The organism is Microbacterium sp. K35, from assembly GCF_004794375.1.
Classification (GTDB): Bacteria; Actinomycetota; Actinomycetes; order Actinomycetales; family Microbacteriaceae; genus Microbacterium; species Microbacterium sufflavum.
In genome coordinates, this window is record NZ_SSDM01000337.1 from 1 (window position 1) to 20,737 (window position 20,737).

Annotated in this window: 21 protein-coding genes, 1 tRNA gene and 1 pseudogene; 11 read left to right on the forward strand and 12 right to left on the reverse strand. The window is 71.2% G+C overall.

What is annotated here, in order from left to right; translation table 11 throughout:
• Positions 1–339 precede the first annotated feature (339 nt).
• Positions 340–1,128: an IclR family transcriptional regulator gene (locus tag DW299_RS13445; protein ID WP_136033480.1), complete on the reverse strand. Its 789-nt coding sequence runs from the start codon at positions 1,126–1,128 to the stop codon at positions 340–342.
• Positions 1,129–1,130: 2 nt separating this feature from the next.
• Positions 1,131–2,213: a 4-hydroxy-3-methylbut-2-enyl diphosphate reductase gene (locus DW299_RS13450; protein ID WP_205814401.1), complete on the reverse strand. Its 1,083-nt coding sequence runs from the start codon at positions 2,211–2,213 to the stop codon at positions 1,131–1,133.
• Positions 2,214–2,277: 64 nt separating this feature from the next.
• On the opposite strand from DW299_RS13450, the gene xseA reads away from it, so the two are divergent.
• The 5 genes from xseA to DW299_RS13475 are packed head-to-tail and all read left to right on the forward strand — an operon-like array spanning position 2,278 to position 6,561.
• Entirely contained in the window at positions 2,278–3,555 is a 1,278-nt protein-coding gene (xseA, locus tag DW299_RS13455; RefSeq protein WP_136033476.1) for an exodeoxyribonuclease VII large subunit, read from the forward strand.
• A 36-nt stretch (positions 3,556–3,591) separates the two neighbouring features.
• On the forward strand, positions 3,592–3,831 hold the full coding sequence (locus DW299_RS13460; RefSeq protein ID WP_136033474.1) for an exodeoxyribonuclease VII small subunit: 240 nt from the start codon (positions 3,592–3,594) through the stop codon (positions 3,829–3,831).
• Positions 3,828–4,472: a DUF4245 family protein gene (locus DW299_RS13465; protein WP_136036901.1), complete on the forward strand. Its 645-nt coding sequence runs from the start codon at positions 3,828–3,830 to the stop codon at positions 4,470–4,472. Before DW299_RS13460 ends, DW299_RS13465 begins: the two co-directional genes overlap by 4 nt.
• On the forward strand, positions 4,469–5,143 hold the full coding sequence (locus DW299_RS13470; RefSeq protein ID WP_136033470.1) for a carbonic anhydrase: 675 nt from the start codon (positions 4,469–4,471) through the stop codon (positions 5,141–5,143). The genes DW299_RS13465 and DW299_RS13470 overlap by 4 nt, the downstream gene beginning before the upstream one ends.
• On the forward strand, positions 5,140–6,561 hold the full coding sequence (locus DW299_RS13475) for a class II fumarate hydratase (RefSeq protein ID WP_136033468.1): 1,422 nt from the start codon (positions 5,140–5,142) through the stop codon (positions 6,559–6,561). The genes DW299_RS13470 and DW299_RS13475 overlap by 4 nt, the downstream gene beginning before the upstream one ends.
• Positions 6,562–6,631: 70 nt before the next feature.
• Here the strand turns inward: DW299_RS13475 and phoH2 are convergent, their stop codons facing one another.
• From phoH2 to DW299_RS13490, 3 genes are all read right to left on the reverse strand, one after another.
• Complete coding sequence (gene phoH2, locus DW299_RS13480; protein WP_136033466.1) at positions 6,632–8,014, reverse strand: RNA 5'-3' helicase PhoH2; 1,383 nt, start codon at positions 8,012–8,014, stop codon at positions 6,632–6,634.
• Between the two features lie 158 nt (positions 8,015–8,172).
• The gene (locus DW299_RS13485) at positions 8,173–9,303 is read right to left on the reverse strand and encodes an aminotransferase class V-fold PLP-dependent enzyme (protein ID WP_136033464.1); all 1,131 of its coding nucleotides are present in this window, start codon (positions 9,301–9,303) and stop codon (positions 8,173–8,175) included.
• 33 nt (positions 9,304–9,336) lie between these two features.
• Entirely contained in the window at positions 9,337–10,116 is a 780-nt protein-coding gene (locus DW299_RS13490) for an isoprenyl transferase (RefSeq protein WP_136036906.1), read from the reverse strand.
• Positions 10,117–10,213: 97 nt separating this feature from the next.
• Between DW299_RS13490 and trhA the strand changes: the two genes are divergently transcribed.
• The gene (trhA, locus tag DW299_RS13495) at positions 10,214–10,945 is read left to right on the forward strand and encodes a PAQR family membrane homeostasis protein TrhA (protein WP_136033462.1); all 732 of its coding nucleotides are present in this window, start codon (positions 10,214–10,216) and stop codon (positions 10,943–10,945) included.
• A gap of 15 nt (positions 10,946–10,960) precedes the next feature.
• Here the strand turns inward: trhA and DW299_RS13500 are convergent, their stop codons facing one another.
• Positions 10,961–11,230, reverse strand: a complete 270-nt coding sequence (locus DW299_RS13500) for a hypothetical protein (protein WP_308194352.1) — start codon at positions 11,228–11,230, stop codon at positions 10,961–10,963.
• Positions 11,231–11,322: 92 nt separating this feature from the next.
• Between DW299_RS13500 and DW299_RS13505 the strand changes: the two genes are divergently transcribed.
• Both DW299_RS13505 and greA read left to right on the forward strand, forming a co-directional pair.
• Positions 11,323–11,709 carry a DUF4307 domain-containing protein gene (locus DW299_RS13505; protein ID WP_136033458.1) on the forward strand — a complete coding sequence of 129 codons (387 nt, stop codon included), beginning with the start codon at positions 11,323–11,325 and terminating at the stop codon, positions 11,707–11,709.
• Positions 11,710–11,805: 96 nt separating this feature from the next.
• The gene (greA, locus tag DW299_RS13510) at positions 11,806–12,294 is read left to right on the forward strand and encodes a transcription elongation factor GreA (protein WP_136033456.1); all 489 of its coding nucleotides are present in this window, start codon (positions 11,806–11,808) and stop codon (positions 12,292–12,294) included.
• A gap of 67 nt (positions 12,295–12,361) precedes the next feature.
• On the opposite strand, the gene ilvA is transcribed toward greA, so the two are convergent.
• Positions 12,362–13,591, reverse strand: coding sequence for a threonine ammonia-lyase (gene ilvA, locus DW299_RS13515; protein ID WP_136036902.1), 1,230 nt, complete (start codon positions 13,589–13,591; stop codon positions 12,362–12,364).
• Positions 13,588–14,784: an AI-2E family transporter gene (locus tag DW299_RS13520; protein ID WP_136033452.1), complete on the reverse strand. Its 1,197-nt coding sequence runs from the start codon at positions 14,782–14,784 to the stop codon at positions 13,588–13,590. The genes ilvA and DW299_RS13520 overlap by 4 nt, the downstream gene beginning before the upstream one ends.
• An 84-nt stretch (positions 14,785–14,868) precedes the next feature.
• On the opposite strand from DW299_RS13520, the gene DW299_RS13525 reads away from it, so the two are divergent.
• Complete coding sequence (locus DW299_RS13525; protein WP_136036903.1) at positions 14,869–16,128, forward strand: winged helix-turn-helix domain-containing protein; 1,260 nt, start codon at positions 14,869–14,871, stop codon at positions 16,126–16,128.
• Complete coding sequence (locus tag DW299_RS13530; protein WP_136036904.1) at positions 16,125–17,024, forward strand: hypothetical protein; 900 nt, start codon at positions 16,125–16,127, stop codon at positions 17,022–17,024. Before DW299_RS13525 ends, DW299_RS13530 begins: the two co-directional genes overlap by 4 nt.
• A gap of 9 nt (positions 17,025–17,033) precedes the next feature.
• Here DW299_RS13530 and DW299_RS13535 read toward each other — a convergent pair whose 3' ends face one another.
• The 3 genes from DW299_RS13535 to DW299_RS13545 all read right to left on the reverse strand — a co-directional run bounded on the left by DW299_RS13535 (position 17,034) and on the right by DW299_RS13545 (position 20,240).
• The gene (locus DW299_RS13535) at positions 17,034–17,600 is read right to left on the reverse strand and encodes a LemA family protein (protein WP_136033446.1); all 567 of its coding nucleotides are present in this window, start codon (positions 17,598–17,600) and stop codon (positions 17,034–17,036) included.
• 82 nt (positions 17,601–17,682) lie between these two features.
• Positions 17,683–18,996 carry an FAD-linked oxidoreductase, L-gulonolactone oxidase family gene (locus DW299_RS13540; RefSeq protein ID WP_136033444.1) on the reverse strand — a complete coding sequence of 438 codons (1,314 nt, stop codon included), beginning with the start codon at positions 18,994–18,996 and terminating at the stop codon, positions 17,683–17,685.
• On the reverse strand, positions 18,993–20,240 hold the full coding sequence (locus tag DW299_RS13545; RefSeq protein WP_136036905.1) for an alanine racemase: 1,248 nt from the start codon (positions 20,238–20,240) through the stop codon (positions 18,993–18,995). Before DW299_RS13545 ends, DW299_RS13540 begins: the two co-directional genes overlap by 4 nt.
• A gap of 102 nt (positions 20,241–20,342) precedes the next feature.
• On the opposite strand from DW299_RS13545, the gene DW299_RS13550 reads away from it, so the two are divergent.
• Positions 20,343–20,415: transfer RNA gene (locus DW299_RS13550), tRNA-Leu, on the forward strand.
• Between the two features lie 12 nt (positions 20,416–20,427).
• Here DW299_RS13550 and DW299_RS13555 read toward each other — a convergent pair.
• A pseudogene (locus tag DW299_RS13555) lies at positions 20,428–20,737 on the reverse strand (hypothetical protein); the annotation flags it as partial.

A 20,737-nucleotide genomic window follows, 5' to 3' on the forward strand; every position in this document is an offset into this window, starting at 1 on the left:
ATCGTGGAGCAGGGCACGGCCTCGTCGATGAGCGGCAGACCGCGGGCCAGGCGCTGCTCCTCCGGCGTCGCGATCTCACCGTAGCGCGGGCGCTGATCTGTCATGCCGCCATGCTAACGCGCGTGTCTCCGACCGGCTCCCAGCCGAAGACCTCCGGAGACGGTGGCGGCCCCGGAGAAGTGGGGACTCCTCGGGGGCCGCGGGAGAGGAGCACTGGGGACGCTCCTCATCCAGGTCGGTCGCCGGCGCTGGGGACGCCTCTGGCGATCGGCAGCGCTCTGTATCGCGCTGCTCCTTCCATGGTAGGAACCCGCGGCCGGAAGAACCAGGGGTCGGAATTCAGATAGTGAACTCGTCGCCCTGCCCGCTGCCGAGCGCGTCGGCCCCGAGCTGCAGCGACAGGTTGCGGGCGGAGCGCTGCAGGCGGGAGACGAGCCGGCGATCCACCACCGCCTGGTCCGCCGGCAGCGAGATCGCGAGCGAGGCCGTCACCCCGGGGGCGATCACCGGCACCGCCACGCACGTCGCGCCGATCGCGTACTCCTCCTGGTCGACAGCCCAGCCCGGCGACTGCTCCAGCTGGGTGAGCAGTGTCCGCCGGTCGCTGATGGTCCGCGGGGTGAGCTCCTCCAGGCGGTGACGCGACAGGTAGTCGCGACGCTCCTCGTCGGGCAGCTCGGCCAGGATCTGCTTGCCGAGGGCCGTGGCATGCGCGCTGGAGTGCAGCCCGACCCACAGCTCGACCCGGGGGTTGCGTTCCGCGTCGACGATGTCCACGAGATGCAGCTCGCCGTCCGCGAAGCGCGAGAGATAGGCCGTCGCGCCGAGGTCCTCGGTGACCGCCCGGAGCGCCGCGCGCACACGGGCCAGGAATACGCCGCGCGAGTCGCCCTGCTGCTGGAACGCCGGAAACCGGGTGCCGAGCACGAGGCCGTCGGGCTCCGCGCTCAGGTAGCCCTCGTGCACGAGCGTACGCACCAGGTTGTACGTGGTGCCGGGAGTGAGACCCGTGATCGCGGCGAGCATCTTGGGCGGCAGCGGTCGCGGGGAGTTCGCGACGATGTCGACGAGGCGGAGCGCGCGCTGCACCGACCCGATGAGGGTCGGCTCCGCCTCCGCCGCGCTCAACGCTACGCGCCTCCTCCGGCGGAGGCACGGCCTCCGAGGGCGCGGGCGTCGCGCTGGCCGGACGGGTCCTGACGCAGCTCCTTCGGCAGGGAGAACATCAGGTCCTCCTCCGCGGTGCGCACCTCCTCGACGTCGCGGTACCCCGCGTGGCCAATCGCGTCGAGCACCTCGCGCACCAGCACCTCCGGCACCGAGGCGCCGCTGGTGACACCGACGGTCTCGACGCCGTCGAGCCACTCCTGCTGGATCTCCTCGGCGTAGTCGACCCGGTACGCCGCCTTCGCCCCGTACTCGAGCGCGACCTCGACCAGGCGCACACTGTTGGAGGAGTTCGCCGATCCGACCACGATCACCAGATCCGCGCCCGCCGCGACCTTCTTGATCGCGACCTGACGGTTCTGGGTGGCGTAGCAGATGTCGTCGGACGGCGGGTTGTGCAGCTCGGGGAAGCGGGTGCGCAGACGATTGACGGTCTCCATCGTCTCGTCGACCGAGAGCGTCGTCTGCGACAGCCACACCACCTTCGACGGGTCCTTCACCTGGACGGTGTCGGCCTCCTCGGGAGAGTTGACGACCGTGACGTGGTCGGGGGCCTCGCCCGCGGTGCCCTCGACCTCCTCGTGTCCGTCGTGCCCGATCAGGAGGATCTCGAAGTCGTCGCGCGCGAACCGCACCGCCTCACGGTGCACCTTCGTCACGAGCGGGCAGGTCGCGTCGATCGCGTGCAGTCCCCGGTCGGACGCGGCGTTCACCACGGCGGGAGAGACCCCGTGCGCGCTGAAGACGACGTGGGCTCCCTCGGGCACCTCGTCGACCTCCTCGACGAAGATCGCCCCCTTCGCCTCGAGCTCGGTGACGACGTGGATGTTGTGCACGATCTGCTTGCGCACATAAACCGGGGCGCCGTAGCGCTCGAGGGCCTTCTCCACCGCCACCACAGCGCGATCCACGCCGGCACAGTATCCGCGCGGCGCGGCGAGCAGCACGCGCTTGCGTCCTGGCACCGGGTTATCCTGAAGCCGCCCTGCCGCCGCACGCACGCGAGGAAGGCGGGGGACGGGAAGATGCACGGCTGTCGAGGTCACACCGGAATTCTATCGCCGTACAGCTGTGCGAGGCCGGGGAGAGCCCGGGCGGGAACGGGAGCAGATGACAGTCTTCGAAGCGACGACCGGACCGGGTGAGACCCCGCCCGCCGACGCCGTCGCCCCGCGTGACTCCACCGCACAGGCGCCCACCTCCGTCGCCCGGCTCAACGCCACCATCCGCGACTTCGTCGCCCGCTGGAACACGGTGTGGGTCGAGGGCGAAATCACGTCGTGGAACGTGCGCGCCGGGAACGTGTTCGCCCGGCTGAAGGACACGCGCTCCGACGCGCAGATCTCGATCCGGATCTGGTCGAGCGTGCGCGGGCGCATCCCTGCCGATCTCGGCGTCGGCGACCACGTGGTCGCGGCGGTCAAGGCGGACTACTTCGTGAAGTCGGGCGACTTCAGCTTCGCGGTCTCGGCCATGAAGCACGTCGGCCTCGGCGATCAGCTCGAGCGCCTGGAGAAGCTGCGCGTGCAGCTGCGGCAGGAGGGGCTCTTCGACGCCGGCCGAAAGCTGCGCCTCCCCTTCCTCCCGCACGTGATCGGACTCATCACGGGCGAGCGCTCCGACGCCGAGAAGGACGTGCACCGCAACGCCGAGCTGCGGTGGCCGCAGGTGCGCTTCCGCACCGAGTACGCGGCCGTCCAGGGCGACCGCTGCGTGCCCGACACCCTGGCCGCACTCGCCCGGCTCGACGCCGACCCCGACGTGGACGTGATCATCATCGCCCGCGGCGGCGGCGACCCCCAGACGCTCCTGGGCTTCAGCGACGAGCGGCTGGTGCGCGCGGTCGCGGCCGCGCGCACCCCGGTCGTCAGCGCCATCGGGCACGAGAACGACCATCCGCTCCTCGACGACGTTGCCGACCTCCGTGCCTCCACCCCGACGGACGCCGCCAAGCGCGTGGTGCCCGACGTGGGCGAGCAGCGCGCGCTGATCGCCCAGCTCCGGTCGCGCGCGACCACGCGGGTCACGCAGCGCCTCACCCACGACATCGCTCAGCTCGAGCAGCTGCGGTCGCGACCGGTCCTGCGCTCGCCCGATCCGATCATCGACACCCGCGCGCAGGAGTCCTGGCTGCTGGTGTCGCGCGGACGCGATGCCGTGCAGCGTCAGCTCGACGACGCCGGCCGTCGCACCAGCGAGCTGCGGGCGTCGCTGCGTGCCCTCTCCCCCGCCGCGACCCTCGCCCGCGGCTATGCGATCGCGCACCTCGACGGGGGCGTGATCCTGCGGGATGCAGCGGACGCCCCGGCCGGTAGCGCCCTGACGATCACGGTCGACCGCGGGTCGGTCGCCGCGCGCTCGGAGGGCGAGATCGCGGAAGGCGCCTGAACCGGGCGCGTCCGTGCCACGACGTAGGATGGAGGAGTGAGCGCGCTGAACGACACCCCTGTGGACACGCTGTCGTTCGAGGCCGCCCGGGACGAGCTCGTCCGCGTGGTCGCCGAGCTGGAGCAGGGCGCTCCGACCCTCGAGCAGTCGCTGGCGCTGTGGGAACGTGGAGAAGCGCTCGCCGCCCGCTGCGAGGAATGGCTGCTGGGCGCCAAGCGCCGCCTGGAAGCGGCACGCGCCGCCGCCGGTGACGCCGAGACGGACGGGGCGTCATGAGCAAGGGCCCCGCCATCAACGCCGACCTCGGCCGTCCGGAGACGGCGGAGGAGACCGCGGCCCGCAAGGCCGCATCCAGCAAGGCGTATCGATCCAGCCAGACCGTCCGCAACCTGGTCGCCGCGCTCCTGGTGACCCTCGCGGTCGTGCTCGTCATCGTGCTCGTGGTCCCGCGCGGCGAGCCGGTGGCGCAGAAGCCCATCGACGTCGCAGGCATCGCCGCCGATGTCGAGTCGTCCATGGGCGGGCCCGTGATCGTGCCGGAGACCGGGAAGTTCTGGCGCGTCAACGCCGCGGAACTGCAGAGCGGAGCCACGGTCGTCTGGGAGGTCACGCTCGCCCCCGCGGCCCAGGACGAGCGCGGGTTCATCAAGCTCGCGCAGGCCTTCGACGCCGACGCCTCCTGGGCCCCGCAGCGCCTGAACGGCATCGCCCCCACCGACACGATCCGCATCGGCGGGCTGGAGTGGGACGTGTACAAGCCAGGAAACGCCGGCGCCGACGCCAACATCTCGTACGCCATCGGCACGCAGGCCGGCGACGACTACGTGCTCCTCTACGGCTCCCGCTCGGCGGACTCGACCGCCGAGCTCGCCGAGTCGCTCGTCCCTCAGATCCGCACCGTCACGGAGGCCCGATGACCCACCCGCTCACTCCTTCCGCCGCCTGGACGCAGATGCAGGAAGGCAACCGCCGCTTCGTCCGCGACGAGCCGCAGCACCCGAACCAGAACGTCGCCCGCCGCAAAGACCTGACCGCCGCCCAGCACCCGGTCGCCACGCTCTTCGGATGCGCCGACTCCCGCCTCGCGGCGGAGATCATCTTCGACCTGGGCCTCGGCGACCTGTTCGTGGTGCGCAACGCCGGTCAGGTGATGGGCGAGTCGATCGTCGCGAGCCTGGAGTACGCGGTCGCGGTGCTGGAGGTGCCGCTCATCGTGGTGCTCGCGCACGACTCGTGCGGCGCGGTGCGAGCCGCGATCGACGGCACCGCGATCGACGCGGCACCGCTCCCCCCGCACATCTGGAAGCTGATCGCGCCGATCGTGCCCGCCGCCCGCAAGGTGCTGGCGGAGAGCGGGGGTGCCACGGTCGCCGACATCGACGCCGAGCTGGTTGGCCGCGAGCACCTGCGCAACACGGTGCACGACCTGCTGCAGTCGTCGGAGATCATCAGCAACGCCGTCGCCGAGGGCCGCCTCGGGATCGTCGGCGCCAACTACCGTCTGGCCGAGGGCGAGGCTGTGCCCGTCATCACGGTCGGGATCGACACCGAGGGGACCGTCCCCGCAACCAAGGAGGGTTCGGAATGACCGACGCCAACCAGCTCAGCGGCGCGAACGAGCAGGGCTACCGCATCGAACACGACACGATGGGTGAGGTGCGTGTGCCCGTGAACGCGCTCTACGGTGCGCAGACGCAGCGCGCCGTGGAGAACTTCCCGATCTCCGGCAAGGGCCTGGAGTCGGCGCAGATCGCCGCGCTCGCGCGCATCAAGAAGGCGGCGGCGCTGGCGAACAAGGAGCTCGGCACGCTCGACGGTGCCATCGCCGACGCGATCGCCCAGGCCGCCGACCAGGTGGCGTCCGGCGCCCACGACGGCGAGTTCCCGGTCGACACGTACCAGACCGGCTCCGGCACGTCCTCGAACATGAACATGAACGAGGTGCTGGCCACTCTCGCCACGCGCATCCTCGGCGCGACGGTGCACCCGAACGACCACGTCAACGCCTCGCAGTCGTCGAACGACGTGTTCCCCACCTCCGTGCACATCGCGGTCACGCAGGCCCTGATCGACACGCTGATCCCCGCGCTCGACCACCTCGCCGTCGCGCTGGAGGCCAAGGCCGAGCTGTGGAAGGACGCGGTCAAGTCCGGCCGCACGCACCTCATGGATGCGACGCCGGTCACCCTCGGACAGGAGTTCGGCGGCTACGCCCGTCAGATCCGCCTGGGCATCGAGCGCGTGCAGTCCGCCCTCCCCCGCGTGGCCGAGGTCCCGCTGGGCGGCACGGCGGTCGGCACCGGCATCAACACGCCGCTCGGGTTCCCGCAGAAGGTCATCGAGCTGCTCGCCGCCGAGACCGAGCTGCCCATCACCGAGGCCAAGGACCACTTCGAGGCGCAGGCCAACCGCGACGGCCTGGTCGAAGCCTCCGGCGCGCTGCGCACGATCGCGGTGTCGCTCACCAAGATCAACAACGACCTCCGGTGGATGGGCTCCGGCCCCAACACGGGTCTGGGCGAGCTGCACATCCCCGATCTGCAGCCGGGCTCCTCGATCATGCCGGGCAAGGTCAACCCGGTCGTTCCCGAGGCCGTGCTGATGGTGTGCGCCCGTGTCATCGGCAACGACGCGACCGTGGCGTGGGCCGGTGCGTCCGGCGCGTTCGAGCTGAACGTGGCGATCCCGGTCATGGGCACCGCCCTGCTCGAGTCGATCCGCCTCCTTGCGAACGCCTCGCGCGTGCTGGCCGACAAGACGATCGACGGCCTGCAGGCGAACCTCGACCGTGCCGCCGCGTTCGCGGGCATGAGCCCGTCGATCGTGACGCCGCTGAACAAGCTGATCGGCTACGAGGCCGCCGCGAAGATCGCGAAGCACTCTGTCGCGAAGGGCATCACGGTGCGCGACGCGGTGATCGACCTGGGCTACGTCGAGCGCGGCGACCTGACGCTGGAGCAGCTGGACGAGAAGCTCGACCTGCTGTCGATGACGCACCCCGGATGATCACCGGTCGCTGAGACGACGGATGCCGCGAGGACCTGGTCCCCGCGGCATCCGCTTTTTCCCGGCCTCGTCAGCTGAGCTCTCCGCCCTCCAGGAGTTCGGTGACGAGGGCCGCGATCGCGGAACGCTCCGAGCGGGTGAGGGTCACATGGCCGAAGAGGTCGTGTCCCTTGAGCGTCTCGATCACGCTGGCGATGCCGTCGTGACGTCCGACGCGCAGGTTGTCGCGCTGACCGACGTCGTGCGTGAGGATGACGCGGGAGTTCTGACCCATGCGGCTGAGCACCGTGAGCAGCACGTTGCGCTCGAGGGACTGCGCCTCGTCGACGATCACGAACGCGTCGTGCAGCGAGCGTCCGCGGATGTGGGTGAGCGGCAGCACCTCGAGCATCCCCCGCTCGACGACCTCGTCGATCACGTTGCCCGAGACGACCGACCCGAGGGTGTCGTACACCGCCTGACCCCAGGGGTTCATCTTCTCGCCCTGATCGCCGGGGAGGTACCCGAGCTCCTGGCCGCCCACGGCGAACAGCGGCCGGAAGACGATGATCTTCTTCTGCTGCTGCCGCTCCAGCACCGCTTCCAGTCCGGCGCACAGGGCGAGGGCCGACTTGCCCGTTCCGGCACGCCCGCCGAGCGACACGATGCCCACCTCGGGGTCGAGCAGCAGGTCGATGGCGATGCGCTGTTCGGCCGAGCGGCCGTGCATCCCGAAGATGTCGCGGTCGCCGCGCACCAGCCGGAACTCGCCGTCGCCGGTGACGCGTCCGAGCGCCGATCCGCGCTCCGAGTGGATGATGAGACCCGTGTTGACGGGGAGCCCGTTGACGTCTTCGCTGATCCCGACCTCGCTCTCATAGAGGTCGCTGATGTCGTCGCCGGACAGGTCGAGGCTCGCGATGCCGGTCCACCCGGAGTCCACGGCCTGCTCGGCGAGGTACTCCTCGGCGCGCAGGCCGAGCGACGCGGCCTTGACCCGCATCGGGAGGTCCTTCGAGACGATCGTGACGTCCTGTCCGTCCTGTGCGAGGTGCATGGCGACGGAGAGGATGCGGCTGTCGTTGTCGCTCAGGCGGATGCCGACGGGCAGCACGGAGAGGTCGGTGTTACCGAGGTCGACGCGGAGCGTGCCACCCTCGCCGACCTCGACCGGGAAGTCCAGACGCCCGTGCTCGACCCGGAGGTCGTCCAGGTGACGGAGCGCCTGGCGGGCGAAGTAGCCGATCTCGGGGTCGTGCCGCTTGCCCTCGAGCTCGCTGATGACGACGACGGGCAGCACGATCGAGTGCTCCGCGAATCGGAAGAATGCCTGCGGATCGCTCAGCAGGACCGACGTGTCGAGCACGTAGGTGCGCAGGTCCTGATCGGGCTGCGCGGCCGAGGTGCTTCTCGAGGACTGACGGGTGGACTGCTGCGCGGTGCTGGCGGTGTGCTGCGCTGAACGTGTGGTCACGACCCACTCCCGACCCGGGGATTCCCGGCTATGCGAACGAGTCGACCAGGGGGTCACGAGTCGCGAACCTGGAGGCCGACCCGACCGGGCGCCTTGCCCGATGCCTTGACCGTACGACCGCTCCCCGGATTAACACGGGCTCGACACGCCAGCGAATATTAAGAGCTGATGAACGTCGTCTGGCCGAACGCCTGCAGGGTCTCGTCCAGCAGGCGGAGCGTCTCGGCGTCGGTCCCGGCGTGGGGCGCGATCCGGATCGACGATCCGCGGGCGGTCACGACGAGGCCGGCGTTCGCGAGGGCGGCGGCGAGTCGCGCGGGCTCCTCGGGCGCGAGGGCCACGATGCCGGCGCGGTGCTCGCGTTCGCGCGGCGACACGACCTCGATGCCGTGTCGGTCCGCGATCTCGATCACGGTGTCGACGTGCTCCGCGAGCCGCGACTCGATCGCCGCGACCCCGGCGTCGCGCACGTCGCGTGCTCCGATCGCGAGGCGCCCTGCAGCCAGGGTGTCGGGCACGCTGACGGTGTAGGCGCGCGCGGACTCGGCGGGACCGGGGAGCGCGTCGACCACCAGCCCGGTCGCCGTTGTGCCGGTGATACCGGAGAGGACCGGGGTGATGCGCTCTCTGGCGCGCGGAGAGAACCAGGCGAAGCCACTCCCCCTGGCCGCTCTGAGCCACTTGTAGCCGTGGCCGATCACCACGTCGGCTGCGGTGTAGTCCACGTCGACGACGCCGAACGACTGGACCGCATCCACGATCAGCAGCCGGTCGGGCCCGAGCACGTCGCGCAGCGCCGCGAGGTCGACCCGGTACCCCGTCCGGAAGTCGACGTGGCTGACGATGAGCGCGGTGACCTCGTCGTCCAGCGCCGCGGCCACGGCCTCCGGTGAGACCCGGCCGTCGGCGGGTGTAATCCACCGCGGCGTCAGGGCCCGGTCCGACGCGGCCGATGCGCGCTCCAGCGTGAGGCTGACGCTCGGGAACTCCGCGGTGGACGCGACGACGGTGCCGGTGAGGCCGTACAGCGCGTGCTGAAGCCCGTGCGTGGAGGACGGCTGCAGGGTGACGTCCGCGGCGTCCGCTCCCAGCAGCTCCGCGACCGTCTCCTGCGCCTGGCCGATGCGCTCCGCGACGAGCGCGAGGGACGACGGTCGCCCGCTCGCGAGGAGATCCGCATCCGCGAACACCTCCTCGCGCACCGAGGGCGAGAGGGGTCCGAATGCCGCCCAGTTCAGATAGCCGGGTTCGGTGTCGAACGTGCCGACGTAGTCCTCGAGTGCGCTCACGTCGTCATTGTGGCACGGTGCGGTGCCACGGCCTCAGCGACCGAAGCGGCGGTCGCGGTCGGCATAGTCGCGGATCGCGCGGAGGAAGTCGACCTGGCGCAGATCGGGGCCGAGCGCCTCCACGAAGTAGAACTCGCTGTGCGCGCTCTGCCACAGCAGGAAATCGCTCAGACGCTGCTCTCCGCTGGTGCGGATCACGAGATCGGGATCGGGCTGCCCGCCCGTGTAGAGGTGCTCGCCGATCATCTCGGGCGTGAGGTGTGCGGCGAGGTCTTCCATCGTGCCGCCGGAGGCCTCGTGCTTCGTGATGATGCTGCGCACCGCGTCGACGATCTCGTTACGACCGCCGTATCCGACCGCGAGGTTCACATGGAGCCCGGTGTGGTCCTTCGTACGCTCTTCCGCAGCGGCGAGGACGGCCGCGAGCTCCGCGGGAAGGATGTCGGAGCGGCCCACGTGCTGCACCCGCCAGTTGCCCTCCTGCGACAGCGCCTCCGCGAGCTCGGCGATGATCTCGATGAGATCCGCGAGCTCCGCCGAGTCGCGCTTGCGCAGGTTGTCGCTGGAGAGCAGGTAGAGGGAGACGACCCGCACGCCGAGCTCGTCGCACCAGCCGAGGAACTCGTGCATCTTGGCGGCACCGGCGCGGTGTCCCTCCGCCGGGGTGGCGAAGCCGAGCTGGCGCGCCCAGCGACGGTTGCCGTCGATCATCATGGCGACGTGGTGCGGAACGGAGGCCGGATCGAGGTGACGACGCAGCCGGCTGGTGTACAGCCGGTACAGCGGCCCGCGGCCCGGGCTCTCGCGTGACATCACCCACCTACGCTACCCTGCCGTGCGCCGGCGCGCGGCGTGCGGATCCCGCGGGCATGTGCCGTCGACGGCATGCGACGCGGCTTAGAGTGAGGGCGTGAGCACTTCCGACGAGCCCGGCACCGATGTCCCCAAACTGCCGCTCCTCGAGGCGGCTGCCGCCGATGCGGCGACCGAGATCAAGCCCACCTGGCGCGGGTGGATCCATGCGGGCACGTTCCCCGTGGCGATCGCGGCCGGCGTGGTGCTGATCGTCCTATCGCACGGCGCGCCGGCCAAGTGGGCCGCGGCAGTCTTCATGGCCACGTCGCTCCTGCTGTTCGGCAACTCGGCGATGTACCACCGCTTCAACTGGCGGCCGCGGGTCAAGGTGATCCTCAAGCGCATCGATCACGCGAACATCCTGCTGCTCATCGCCGGCACGTACACGCCGATCGCGACGCTCGCCCTTCCCCCGGACAAGGGCGCGCTCCTGCTGATCCTCGTGTGGAGCGGGGCCCTCCTCGGGATCCTGTTCCGCGTCTTCTGGATCAACGCGCCCCGGTGGCTGTATGTCGCGCTCTACCTGCTGCTGGGGTGGGCGGCGGTGATGTACATCGTCGACCTGCTCAACGCGAACGTGGCGATGATGGTGCTGGTGATCGTCGGCGGCCTGCTCTACACGGGCGGGGCGATCGTCTACGCGCTGAAGAAGCCCAATCCGTGGCCCGGCCATTTCGGCTTCCACGAGATCTTCCACGTGTGCACGGTGCTGGCGTTCCTGTGCCACTGGACCGCGTGCCTGCTCATCGCGCTGGAGCCGCTCTCCCCCTCGCTCGGCGCCCCGTGACGCCGCAGTGAGGCGTCAGCGGCCGTCCGGTCGCCCGTCGTCACTCGCGTCCTCCGGCGCCGCGGTCGACGCGTCGTCCGCGTCGGGTCCGGCCTGCGCCGCCTGCGCGGCCTGCTCGGCATCCAGTTCCTCGCGCACCTCTTCGCGATACCGCACGCGGCGGATGCGGCGGTTCATGTCCCAGATGAGCAGGATGACCGCGAGGACCACCACGACGATCGCGGCGAAGCCGACGAACCCCGGGGTCACGGCCTCCGGCGCCACGGTCATGGAGGGCGTGGGCATCGGAGTCTCGGACAGAGCACGCATGAATCGGCCTTTCGTACGCAGGTCGCATAACCTGGTATCACCAGCCTAACGACCGGAAGACCCTCCCTGTGACGACCGCCACCGAGCTCGACGAACGCTACGGCCGCACCCGACGCCGCCGGCTCCCCTGGATCATCGCCGGAGCGATCGCCCTGGTCGTCGTCGGCGCCTTCGCCTGGATGACGGTCGCGCAGTCGATGAGCTCCGTCGACGCCGACGACCTGGGCTTCGAGCTCGTCGACGAGCACGCGGTCGACGTGCGCTTCCAGGTGACCGGCGTGCAGGGCAAGGACGTCGTCTGCGTACTCGAGGCGCTCGACGAGGAGTTCGGAGTGGTCGGCTGGAAGGTGGTCGAGCTGCCCGCCACGGATCGTCACTCGCAGACCCGCTCGGAGCGCATCCCCACGGTCGCGGAGGCCACGACAGGTTTGGTGAACACCTGCTGGGTCGCCTAGACTGGGGGCAGACAGACGACGCCCCGGCCCGTGCCGGGGCGTCTTGGCATATCCCCCGCTGTTGCTCGGCGGGATCCCGATAGAAGGAGCTTCGTCATGTCCACGGACGCTCAGGTTCCGTTCCTCACGCAGGAAGCGTACGACCGGCTCGTCGCCGAGCTGGAGCACCTCTCCACCGTCGGCCGCGACGAGATCGCCAAGCGCATCGAGGCCGCCCGCGAGGAGGGCGACCTCAAGGAGAACGGCGGCTACCATGCCGCGAAGGACGAGCAGGGCAAGCAGGAGGCGCGCATCCGCACCCTGGAGAGCCTGCTGAAGACCGCGAAGGTCGGCGAGGCGCCCGCCAGCCGCGGCATCGTCGAGCCCGGTACGGTCGTCACCGCGGTCGTGGCCGGCGGCGAAGAGGTCTTCCTGCTGGGCAGCCGCGAGATCGCGGCGGGCAGCGACCTCGACGTCTACAGCGAGGCGAGCCCGCTCGGACAGGCCATCCTGGGCCTCAAGGTCGGCGAGAAGTCGTCGTACGAGGCGCCGAACGGTCGCGCCATCAGCGTCGAGATCGTCAACGTCGAGACCTACACGGGCTGAGCCCCCGCGAACGACACAGCGCCCCTCGTCCACACGGACGAGGGGCGCTGTCGTGTGCGCGGGTGGCTCAGTCGAGCACGACGAGGGGGGCGAAGCCCGCGCGCCGCAGCGTGTCGAGCGTGTGCTCGGAGTGCTCCGGTCCGCGCGTCTCCACGCTCAGCTCGAGGATGACGTCGCTGATCTGGAGACCGTGGCCGTGCCGGGTGTGCATGGCCTCGATGACGTTCGCTCCCGCCTCGGCGATCAGCTCCGACACGCGGGCGAGCTGGCCCGGCCGGTCCGGCAGAGGGATCCGGATCGTGAGGTAGCGCCCCGAGGCGGCGAGGCCGTGGGCCACGACGCGCTGCAGCAGGAGCGGGTCGATGTTGCCGCCGGACAGGACGGCCATGGTCGTGCCGTTCGGCGACACCTTGCCCGCGAGGATCGCCGCGACCCCCGCGGCACCCGCCGGCTCCACGACCACCTTCGCCTGCTCCAGCAGCAGGACGATCGCGCGCGCCAGGTCGTCGTCGGACACCGTCACGACCTCGTCCACGAGATCGCGGATGATCCCGAAGGGCACATCGCCCGGACGCGCGACCAGGATCCCGTCGGCGATGGTCGGCCGCGTGACGATGTCGACCGGCTCCCCCGCCTCCAGCGACGGGGGCACGGCAGCGGCGTTCTCGGCCTGCACCCCGATCACCCGGACGGTGCGGCCGAGCTCCGCCGCGCGCGCCTTGACCGCCGCCGCGACGCCCGCGATGAGGCCGCCGCCGCCGATGCCGAGCACGACCGTGTCGACCTCGGGCGCGTCGGCGAGCAGTTCGAGGCCGAGCGTGCCCTGACCGATCACGACGTCGCGGTGGTCGAACGGGTGGATGAGCACGGCCCCGGTGCGCTCGGAGAACTCCGCGGCCAGGCGCAGCGAGGTCGCCACCGTCTCGCCCTCCAGCACGACCTCGGCACCGTAGCCGCGCGTGGCGAGGAGCTTGGGCACCGGCACGCCCAGCGGCATGAAGATCGTGGCGGGGATGCCGAGCGCCTGGGCGGCCAGCGCGACCCCCTGCGCGTGGTTGCCCGCCGATGCCGCGACGACGCCGCGCGAGCGCTCCTCCGCGCTGAGCCGGGAGAGCCGGTACGCCGCACCGCGGATCTTGAACGACCCGGTGCGCTGCAGGTTCTCCATCTTCAGCAGCACGGGAGCGCCGAGGGCGTCGGAGAGGGCCCGGGAGGGCAGGGTCGGCGTGTGCGAAATCACCTCAGCCAGACTCTGAGCGGCGTGCTCGAACTCGGTCAGGCTGGGGACTTGGCTCATCGATTCCTCCGTGTCCGCTGTCGCGGGACTGTGCTCCAGATCAGGTCTCCGCTCGGACCGACGCCGGTGCGCCACGAGCCCGAGCTGATGGTGACCGCGGCGACGTTCACGAACGCCGCCAGCGGTACGGCGAACAGGGCGCCGGGGATACCCGCGATCATCGCTCCACCCGCGACCACGAGCACGACGGCGAGCGGGTGCACCTTGACGGCCGAGCCCATCATGATCGGCTGCAGGATGTGCCCCTCGATCTGCTGCACCGCCAGGACGACCACCAGCATCCACAGCGCGATCCACGGGCCGTTGTAGACGAGCGCGAGGAACACCGCGACGGCGCCGGTGACGACCGCACCCACGATCGGGATGAACGAGCCGAGGAAGACGAGCACGGCGACCGGAAGCGCGAGCGGCACCTGGAGAAGGAACGCGCCGAGTCCGATGCCGATCGCGTCGATCGTCGCCACGAACAGCTGCGTGCGGGCGTAGTTGACGATCGTCGCCCAGCCGTTGCGCGCGGCCCCGTCGACCGCGGGACGAGCGCGACGCGGGAAGACCTTGAGCGTCCAGCGCCAGATGCCGGCGCCGTCCGCGAGCAGGCAGATGAGGATGAACAGCGCCAGCAACGCGCCCGTGGCCACGTGACCGACGGTCGTGCCGATCGCGAGGGCGCCGGTCCACAGCAGTTGCGCCTGTTCGGAGATGAGGTCGAGACCCTGCTGGAGATAGTCGGCGATCTGGGTGTCGGAGAGGTTCAGCGGCCCGTCGTGCAGCCAGACCTGGAACTGATCGAACGCCTCGGTGGTGCGCTGCTGGACGTCAGGCAGCTGCTCCCTGACCTGCCACACCACGAGCCACATGAGACCCGTGACGATCGCGACCGTGCCGATCAGCGAGATCGCGATCGCGAGCCAGCGCGGCACGCCGCGCCGCAGCATCCACGAGAAGGCCGGCCACAGCAGCGCCGTGATGAGGATCGCGACCATGAGCGGGATGACGAGGAGCTTCAGCAGCATCACGAGCCAGATGAAGACGCCGATGGCTGCCGCGATCAGCAACAGGCGCCAGGCGTAGCTCGCGGTGATGCGCAGCGGCAGCGGCACGGCCTCGTCGGCCTCGGTGGTCACGGTCCGGTCGGTGGACACGGGGCGCGGACGGAACAGATCGCGCAGCCGGGGTCGCTGGTCCTCGCTCATCGCCTCAGTCTACGGTCATGCGGTATGCCGCTCGGCGCATCTACCCGCGAGAGAGATGTCCGACACCGGCGTTACGCTGGCCGCGTGACCGACTCCCTCAGCTCCGCGCAGGCACGCCGCATGGCACTCGCCGCGCAGGGGTTCACACGCGCGCGACCCGCTGCCGTCTCCAACCGCCACCTGCACCGCGTGATGGAGCGGCTCGGAGTGCTGCAGATCGACTCGGTCAACGTGTTCGCCCGGTCGCACTACCTGCCGCTGTTCTCCCGGCTCGGCGCGTACGATCCGGCCCTGCTCGACCGGCTCTTCCTGTCGCGCACCACGCACTACGTCGAGTACCTCGCTCACGAGGCCACGTTCATCCCGGTCGAGGACTGGCCGCTCTGGCGGTTCCGCATGGACGCGTTCCGCCGTCGCTGGGCCGGCGAGGACTCGTGGCTCAGCACCAACGCCCGCACGGTCGCGTGGGTGCAGGCGGAACTGCGCGACCGCGGCCCGCTCCGCCCCGCCGACCTGCGCGCCGACGCTCCCCGCGAGCGCGGCACATGGTGGGACTGGGACGAGGTCAAGCTCGCCCTCGAGCACCTGTGGCGCACGGGAGACGTGGCCGTCAGCGGGCGGCGCGGCTTCGAGCGCACGTACGCCCTGGCGGAGCACGTCATCCCGGAGCACATCCGCGCGCGCGACGTCTCCCGCGACGACGCGATCCGCGAGCTCATCCGCCGCGCGGCCCGCTCGAGCGGCGTGGCGACCACATCCGACCTCGCGGACTACTACCGCATCCGAGACCGCGCCACCATCGGCAGGGCGATCGCCGAGCTGGAGGACACGGGCGAGCTGCTGCCGGTGCGCGTGCGGGGATGGGAACGCGCCGGTCGCCCGCTCCCCGCGTGGCGCCACCGCGACGCCGTTCTCCCCCGCCGCGTCGAGGCGGCCGCGATCCTCACGCCGTTCGACCCCGTGGTGTGGTTCCGCGAGCGCGCGCTCCGCGCCTTCGAGCTCGACTACCGCATCGAGATCTACGTGCCGGCGGCCAAGCGCCGTTACGGCTACTACTCCCTCCCGGTCCTGGTGGGCGACCGCATCGTGGCGCGGGTCGACCTCAAGGCCGAGCGCGCCGGCTCCACGCTGCAGGTGCAGTCGGCGTGGTGGGAGCCGCAGGCACGGCCCGACGACGCGGAGGCGATCGCGCGGGAACTGCGGCTCGCCGCCGCGTGGCAGGGGCTCGAGCACGTGTCGGTGTCGGGCTGGGGAGATGCCACCTCCGCGCTGCACGACGCCCTGGCGACGAGCGACGGGGCACCGGTGCGGCGGCACGTGCACGAGCGGGAGGGCGCGGCGTGAGCAGGCGCCTCCGGTGGGCGGCGGCGATCGCCGCGGCGGTCGTGGTAGCCGCCGTCGGAGGCTGGATCGTGTTCGCGTCGCTGCGGTCGCCGTCGCCGGATGAGGCGGCCCTCGCCTACCTGCACGCGGTGGAGTCGGGCGACCCGAAGGCGGTCGAGGCGACGGGCGCGGAGGTCAGCGCGACGGCGCTCGCGGCGCTCGATGGGGCGACCGAACGCATCACCCGGCCCGCCGTGACCGGGACCCACGGGACCGGCGGGAACCGGCGCGTCGAGGTGTCCTTCCGACTCGGCGGTGAGGAGCACGACGCGACCCTGTCGATGAGCGCGGTGAACGGTCGCTGGGTCGTGGACGGCTCGTGGCTCGGGGCGGTCACGCCGAGCACGACGGCCGGCACCGCGGTCGCGATCGGCGCAGCGACGCTCCCCGCCGGCGACGAGACCGTCCTGCTGCCGGGCACCTACGCGGTCGCGGCGGCCCCGGCCGCTCTGCTCGAGGGGACCAGCGAGGTCACGGTGCTTCCCGGCGAGACGACCGCGGTCGAGGTGGACGCCTCCCTTCGGCCCGAGGCCACGGAGGCCGCGCAACAGCACCTCGACGACCACCTGACGGCGTGCACGACTCCGGCGCCCTCTCCGCCCCCGGGCTGCGGCATCCGGCTCCCGTGGGGGCTCGAGTTCCGCGACGTGAGCGAAGTCCGGTATCGGATCGAGCAGCAGCCCACCGTCACGCTCATGACGGACGGCTTCACCGCGGCAGGCGGCGTGCTCGTCGCCACGGTGACCGGGACGGGACAGGACGGAGCGCCCCGCACCACCAGCTACCGCACCGACGACTGGAGTCTGCGCGGCGACGTCGAGTTCACCGCGGAGGGGCTGCGGCTGACGGTGTGGTGAGGGCGTGCGTCAGAACTGCACGCGCGGGGGCTCGGAGATCGCGCCGCTGTCGGCGACCTCGAAGAACTCGCGCTCGGTGAAGCCCAGGCCCTTCGCGAAGAGATTGTTGGGGAAGACCTTGATCTTGGTGTTCAGCTCGCGCACGCCGCCGTTGTAGAAGCGTCGAGCCGCCTGAATCTTGTCTTCCGTGTCGACCAGCGACTGCTGCAGCTGGAGGTAGTTCTGGCTCGCCTGCAACTGCGGATAGGCCTCCGCCACGGCGAACAGGCTGCGCAGCGCCTGCTGGAGGTGTCCCTCGGCGATGCCGGCCTCACCGGGGCCGCTCGCGGTGAGGGTCTCGGCACGCGCCCGCGTGACGTTCTCGAACACGGCCTTCTCGTGCGAGGCGTAGCCCTTGACGGTCTCGATCAGGTTGGGGATGAGGTCCGCTCGGCGCTTGAGCTGAACCGTGATGCCGCTCCACGCCTCGTCCACGCGCACGTTGAGCTGCACGAGCGAGTTGTATGTGGCCCAGAGATAGATGCCGACGAGCAGGATCACCCCGACGACGATCAGTACCGGCACGAGCCATTCCATCAGAGCCCCACCCTTCCTCGTGTTTCTCTCATCCTAGACGCGCAGGCTGCGCGTGGACTGGGCGCGTCAGCCGCCGGCCGCATCACGCGCCGAGCACCCGGTCCAGGTAGCGGTTGGTGAAGCGCCGTTCGGGGTCGAGCCGGTCCCGCAGCCCCACGAAGTCGTCGAACCGCGGGTACACCGCGCGCAGCGACTCCGCGTCCTGCGTGTGCAGCTTCCCCCAGTGCGGCCGGCCGCCGTGCTCCCTCATGATCCGCTCCACGGCCTCGAAGTACGCCGTGGGATCGGCACGCCAATAGCGATGCACGGCGATGTACGCGCTGGCGCGCCCGTGTGCCGTGGAGAGCCAGCGGTCGTCCGCGGCGGCGAAACGCACCTCGATCGGGAACTCGATCCGCCAGCCGCGGTCCGCGATCAGCTGCTGCACCGCGCGGAAGGCGGGGACGACCGCGTCCGCGGGGATCGCGTACTCCATCTCGCGGAACCGCACCGTGCGGCTCTGGGTGAGCACCCGGTGCGACAGATCGGTGTACTCGCGATCGCCCGTGAGCCGGACGGCCAGGCGGCTGAACGGCGGCGTGACCGCCGGCACCAGCTGGCCGGCCGCACACACCACGCGGTACACCCCGTTGGAGAGCAGACTCTCGTCCACCCACCGGCCCACGACGGGCAGCGGCTTGCGGACCGTCGACTCCGGAAGCCGCGTCTGCCGCTTGGTGAGGGCGACGTCGGTGTGCGGAAACCAGTAGAACTCGAAGTGGTCGGACGCGGCGACACGCTCGTGCACGGACGACAGCACGTCGTCGAGCGGCACGGGCTCGTCGACCGCGTGCAGGACGAACGACGGGACGCACTGCAGCGTCACCTCGACGATGATGCCCAGGGCCCCGAGACCCACGGCCACCGCGGGCAGAAGCTCGGGCTGGTGCTGCTCGTCGATCCGGAGGAACTCGCCCGCGGCCGTGATCAGCGTGACCCCGACGACCTGGGTCGCGAGCCCGCCGAACGTCGCACCGGTTCCGTGCGTGCCGGTCGAGATGGCCCCGGAGATCGACTGACGGTCGATGTCGCCGAGGTTCTGCATCGCCAGGCCGTACGGCGCGAGCAGCCCGGGGATCCGGTGCAGGCGGGTACCGGCGAGGAGGCTCACACGTCCGGAGGCGGCATCTGCGGACACGAGCCCCTGCAGGTCGTCCAGTTCGAGCAGCACGCCGGGGGCGACGGCGATCCCGGTGAAGCTGTGGCCGGCGCCGACCGCCTTGATCGTCAGGCCCTGCTTCGCGGCGGCCCGCACGGCGCGCTGCACGCCCTCGGGGCTGCGCGGGCGCTCGACGCGGACGGGGCGCACCGACGCCGAGCGGCCCCAGTTCTGCCAGGTGCCGCCGATGCGCGTCACAGGAACGCCCTCCCCTCGCCGCGGTACGTCGGCAGCTCGTCGATGACCTCGTCGCCCGACACCAGGTGATAGCGATCGATCCGCTCGGCCGGCTCGCCGCTCTTCGCGTGGCGGAACCACACCCGATCGCCCACGCCGAGGGTCGCGGCGTTCGGGCCGCGGAGGGGGGTCTGCACCTCGCCCGCGGCCTCCCGAGGCAGCGTGCGGAGATCCGCCGGCCACACCGGGAGCGGCTGCCGCGAGGCCACCGCGGGCCCCGAGGCGATCCATCCACCGCCGAGCACGGTCGCGATGTCGGCCGCCGGGCGCCGCACGACGTCGAACGCGAACGCGGCGGCCGGGGCCGGGCGGAACGAGCGGTAGCCGTCGAACAGATGCCCGCCGAGCAGCCCGCTTCCCGCGCTCGCCTCGGTCAGCGACTCGTCGCTGCCCGTGAACTCGAGCGACCCGGTGCCGCCCCCGTTGAGGAATTCCAGGGGTGCGACGGCGCTGACCGCCGCGGCGATCGCCGCCCGGCGCTCGCGCAGCTCCTCCCGCGAGCGCGACTGCACGAGACGGATGAGCGGGGCGTCCGGACCCGCGTCGTCCCCCTGACCGGCGATCTGCGCGTCGTACATCTGCAGGCCGACGAGCCGGAACCCCGGACGGGCCGCGACCTTCCTCGCGAACGCGGCCACCTCACCCGCGGAGAACAGGGCCGAACGCCGCACGCCGATGTGCCCCAGCAGCGGCGAGCGCCACGAGGCATCGACGTCGATCGCGACACGCAGCTCGGGACGAGAGCCCGGCCCGGCGACACTGTCGATGAGGTCGAGGTGCACCAGATCGTCCACCATGAGGGTGATCCGTCGGGCCGCGGCCTCATCGGCGACGAGCCGCTCCAGGGCGGCGCGGTCGACCGTCGGGTAGCCGAGGACGATGTCGTCGTGCGTCTCGGCGAGCCACAGCGCCTCCTCCAGCGTGAACGCGAGGATGCCCCGGAAGCCCGGCAGCCGCAGTACGGCATCCAGCACCTCCCGCACCCGCACCGACTTGGAGGCGACGCGGATGGGCAGACCGCCCGACCGCACGAGGAGATCCATCGCGTTGTAGCGGAGGGCCTCCCGGTCGATCACCGCCACCGGGGCGGGCAGATGGCCCGTGGCGGCCGAGAGTCGGGGCCAGTATCGGCCGGGATCCTCCCACTCGGGAGCGACCGCGGCGGCGCCCTGGACGGGGCTCAGTTCATCGGTGAGGTCGAGCACTCCCCCACCCTACGGCCTGAGCGCACTCGGGTTCACCCCTCCTGACACCGCGTCGCAGAGGGTGCGGGGGCCGCCGTTCGCCGGCGCTAGGCTGGCGACGCGGCCCCCGTAGCCCAATGGCAGAGGCAGGCGACTTAAAATCGCCTCAGTCTGGGTTCGAGTCCCAGCGGGGGCACCGGACCCGAGGTCAGCGCCCGAACAGGTCACCGATCCCGGGGACGCCCAGGTCGCCCAGGCGGTCGCCCCAGCCCGTCGCGGTCTCTCCGAGGCCGGACACCGCGTCCCCCGCCGATCCCAGGAGATCCCCGGCACCGCCCGTCAGCGCCTCGACATCGACTCCGGATACCAGCGCCTCGACGTCCAGGCCCTCTGCGAGGGCGCCGAAGTCCACGCCGAGCGATGCGGCCTGGTCGAGCAGCGGCGCGGCGACCGCGCTGACCACCGCACCGCCGGCCACGACGCCGAGCAGACCGACGGCGGCACCACCCGCCGCGACG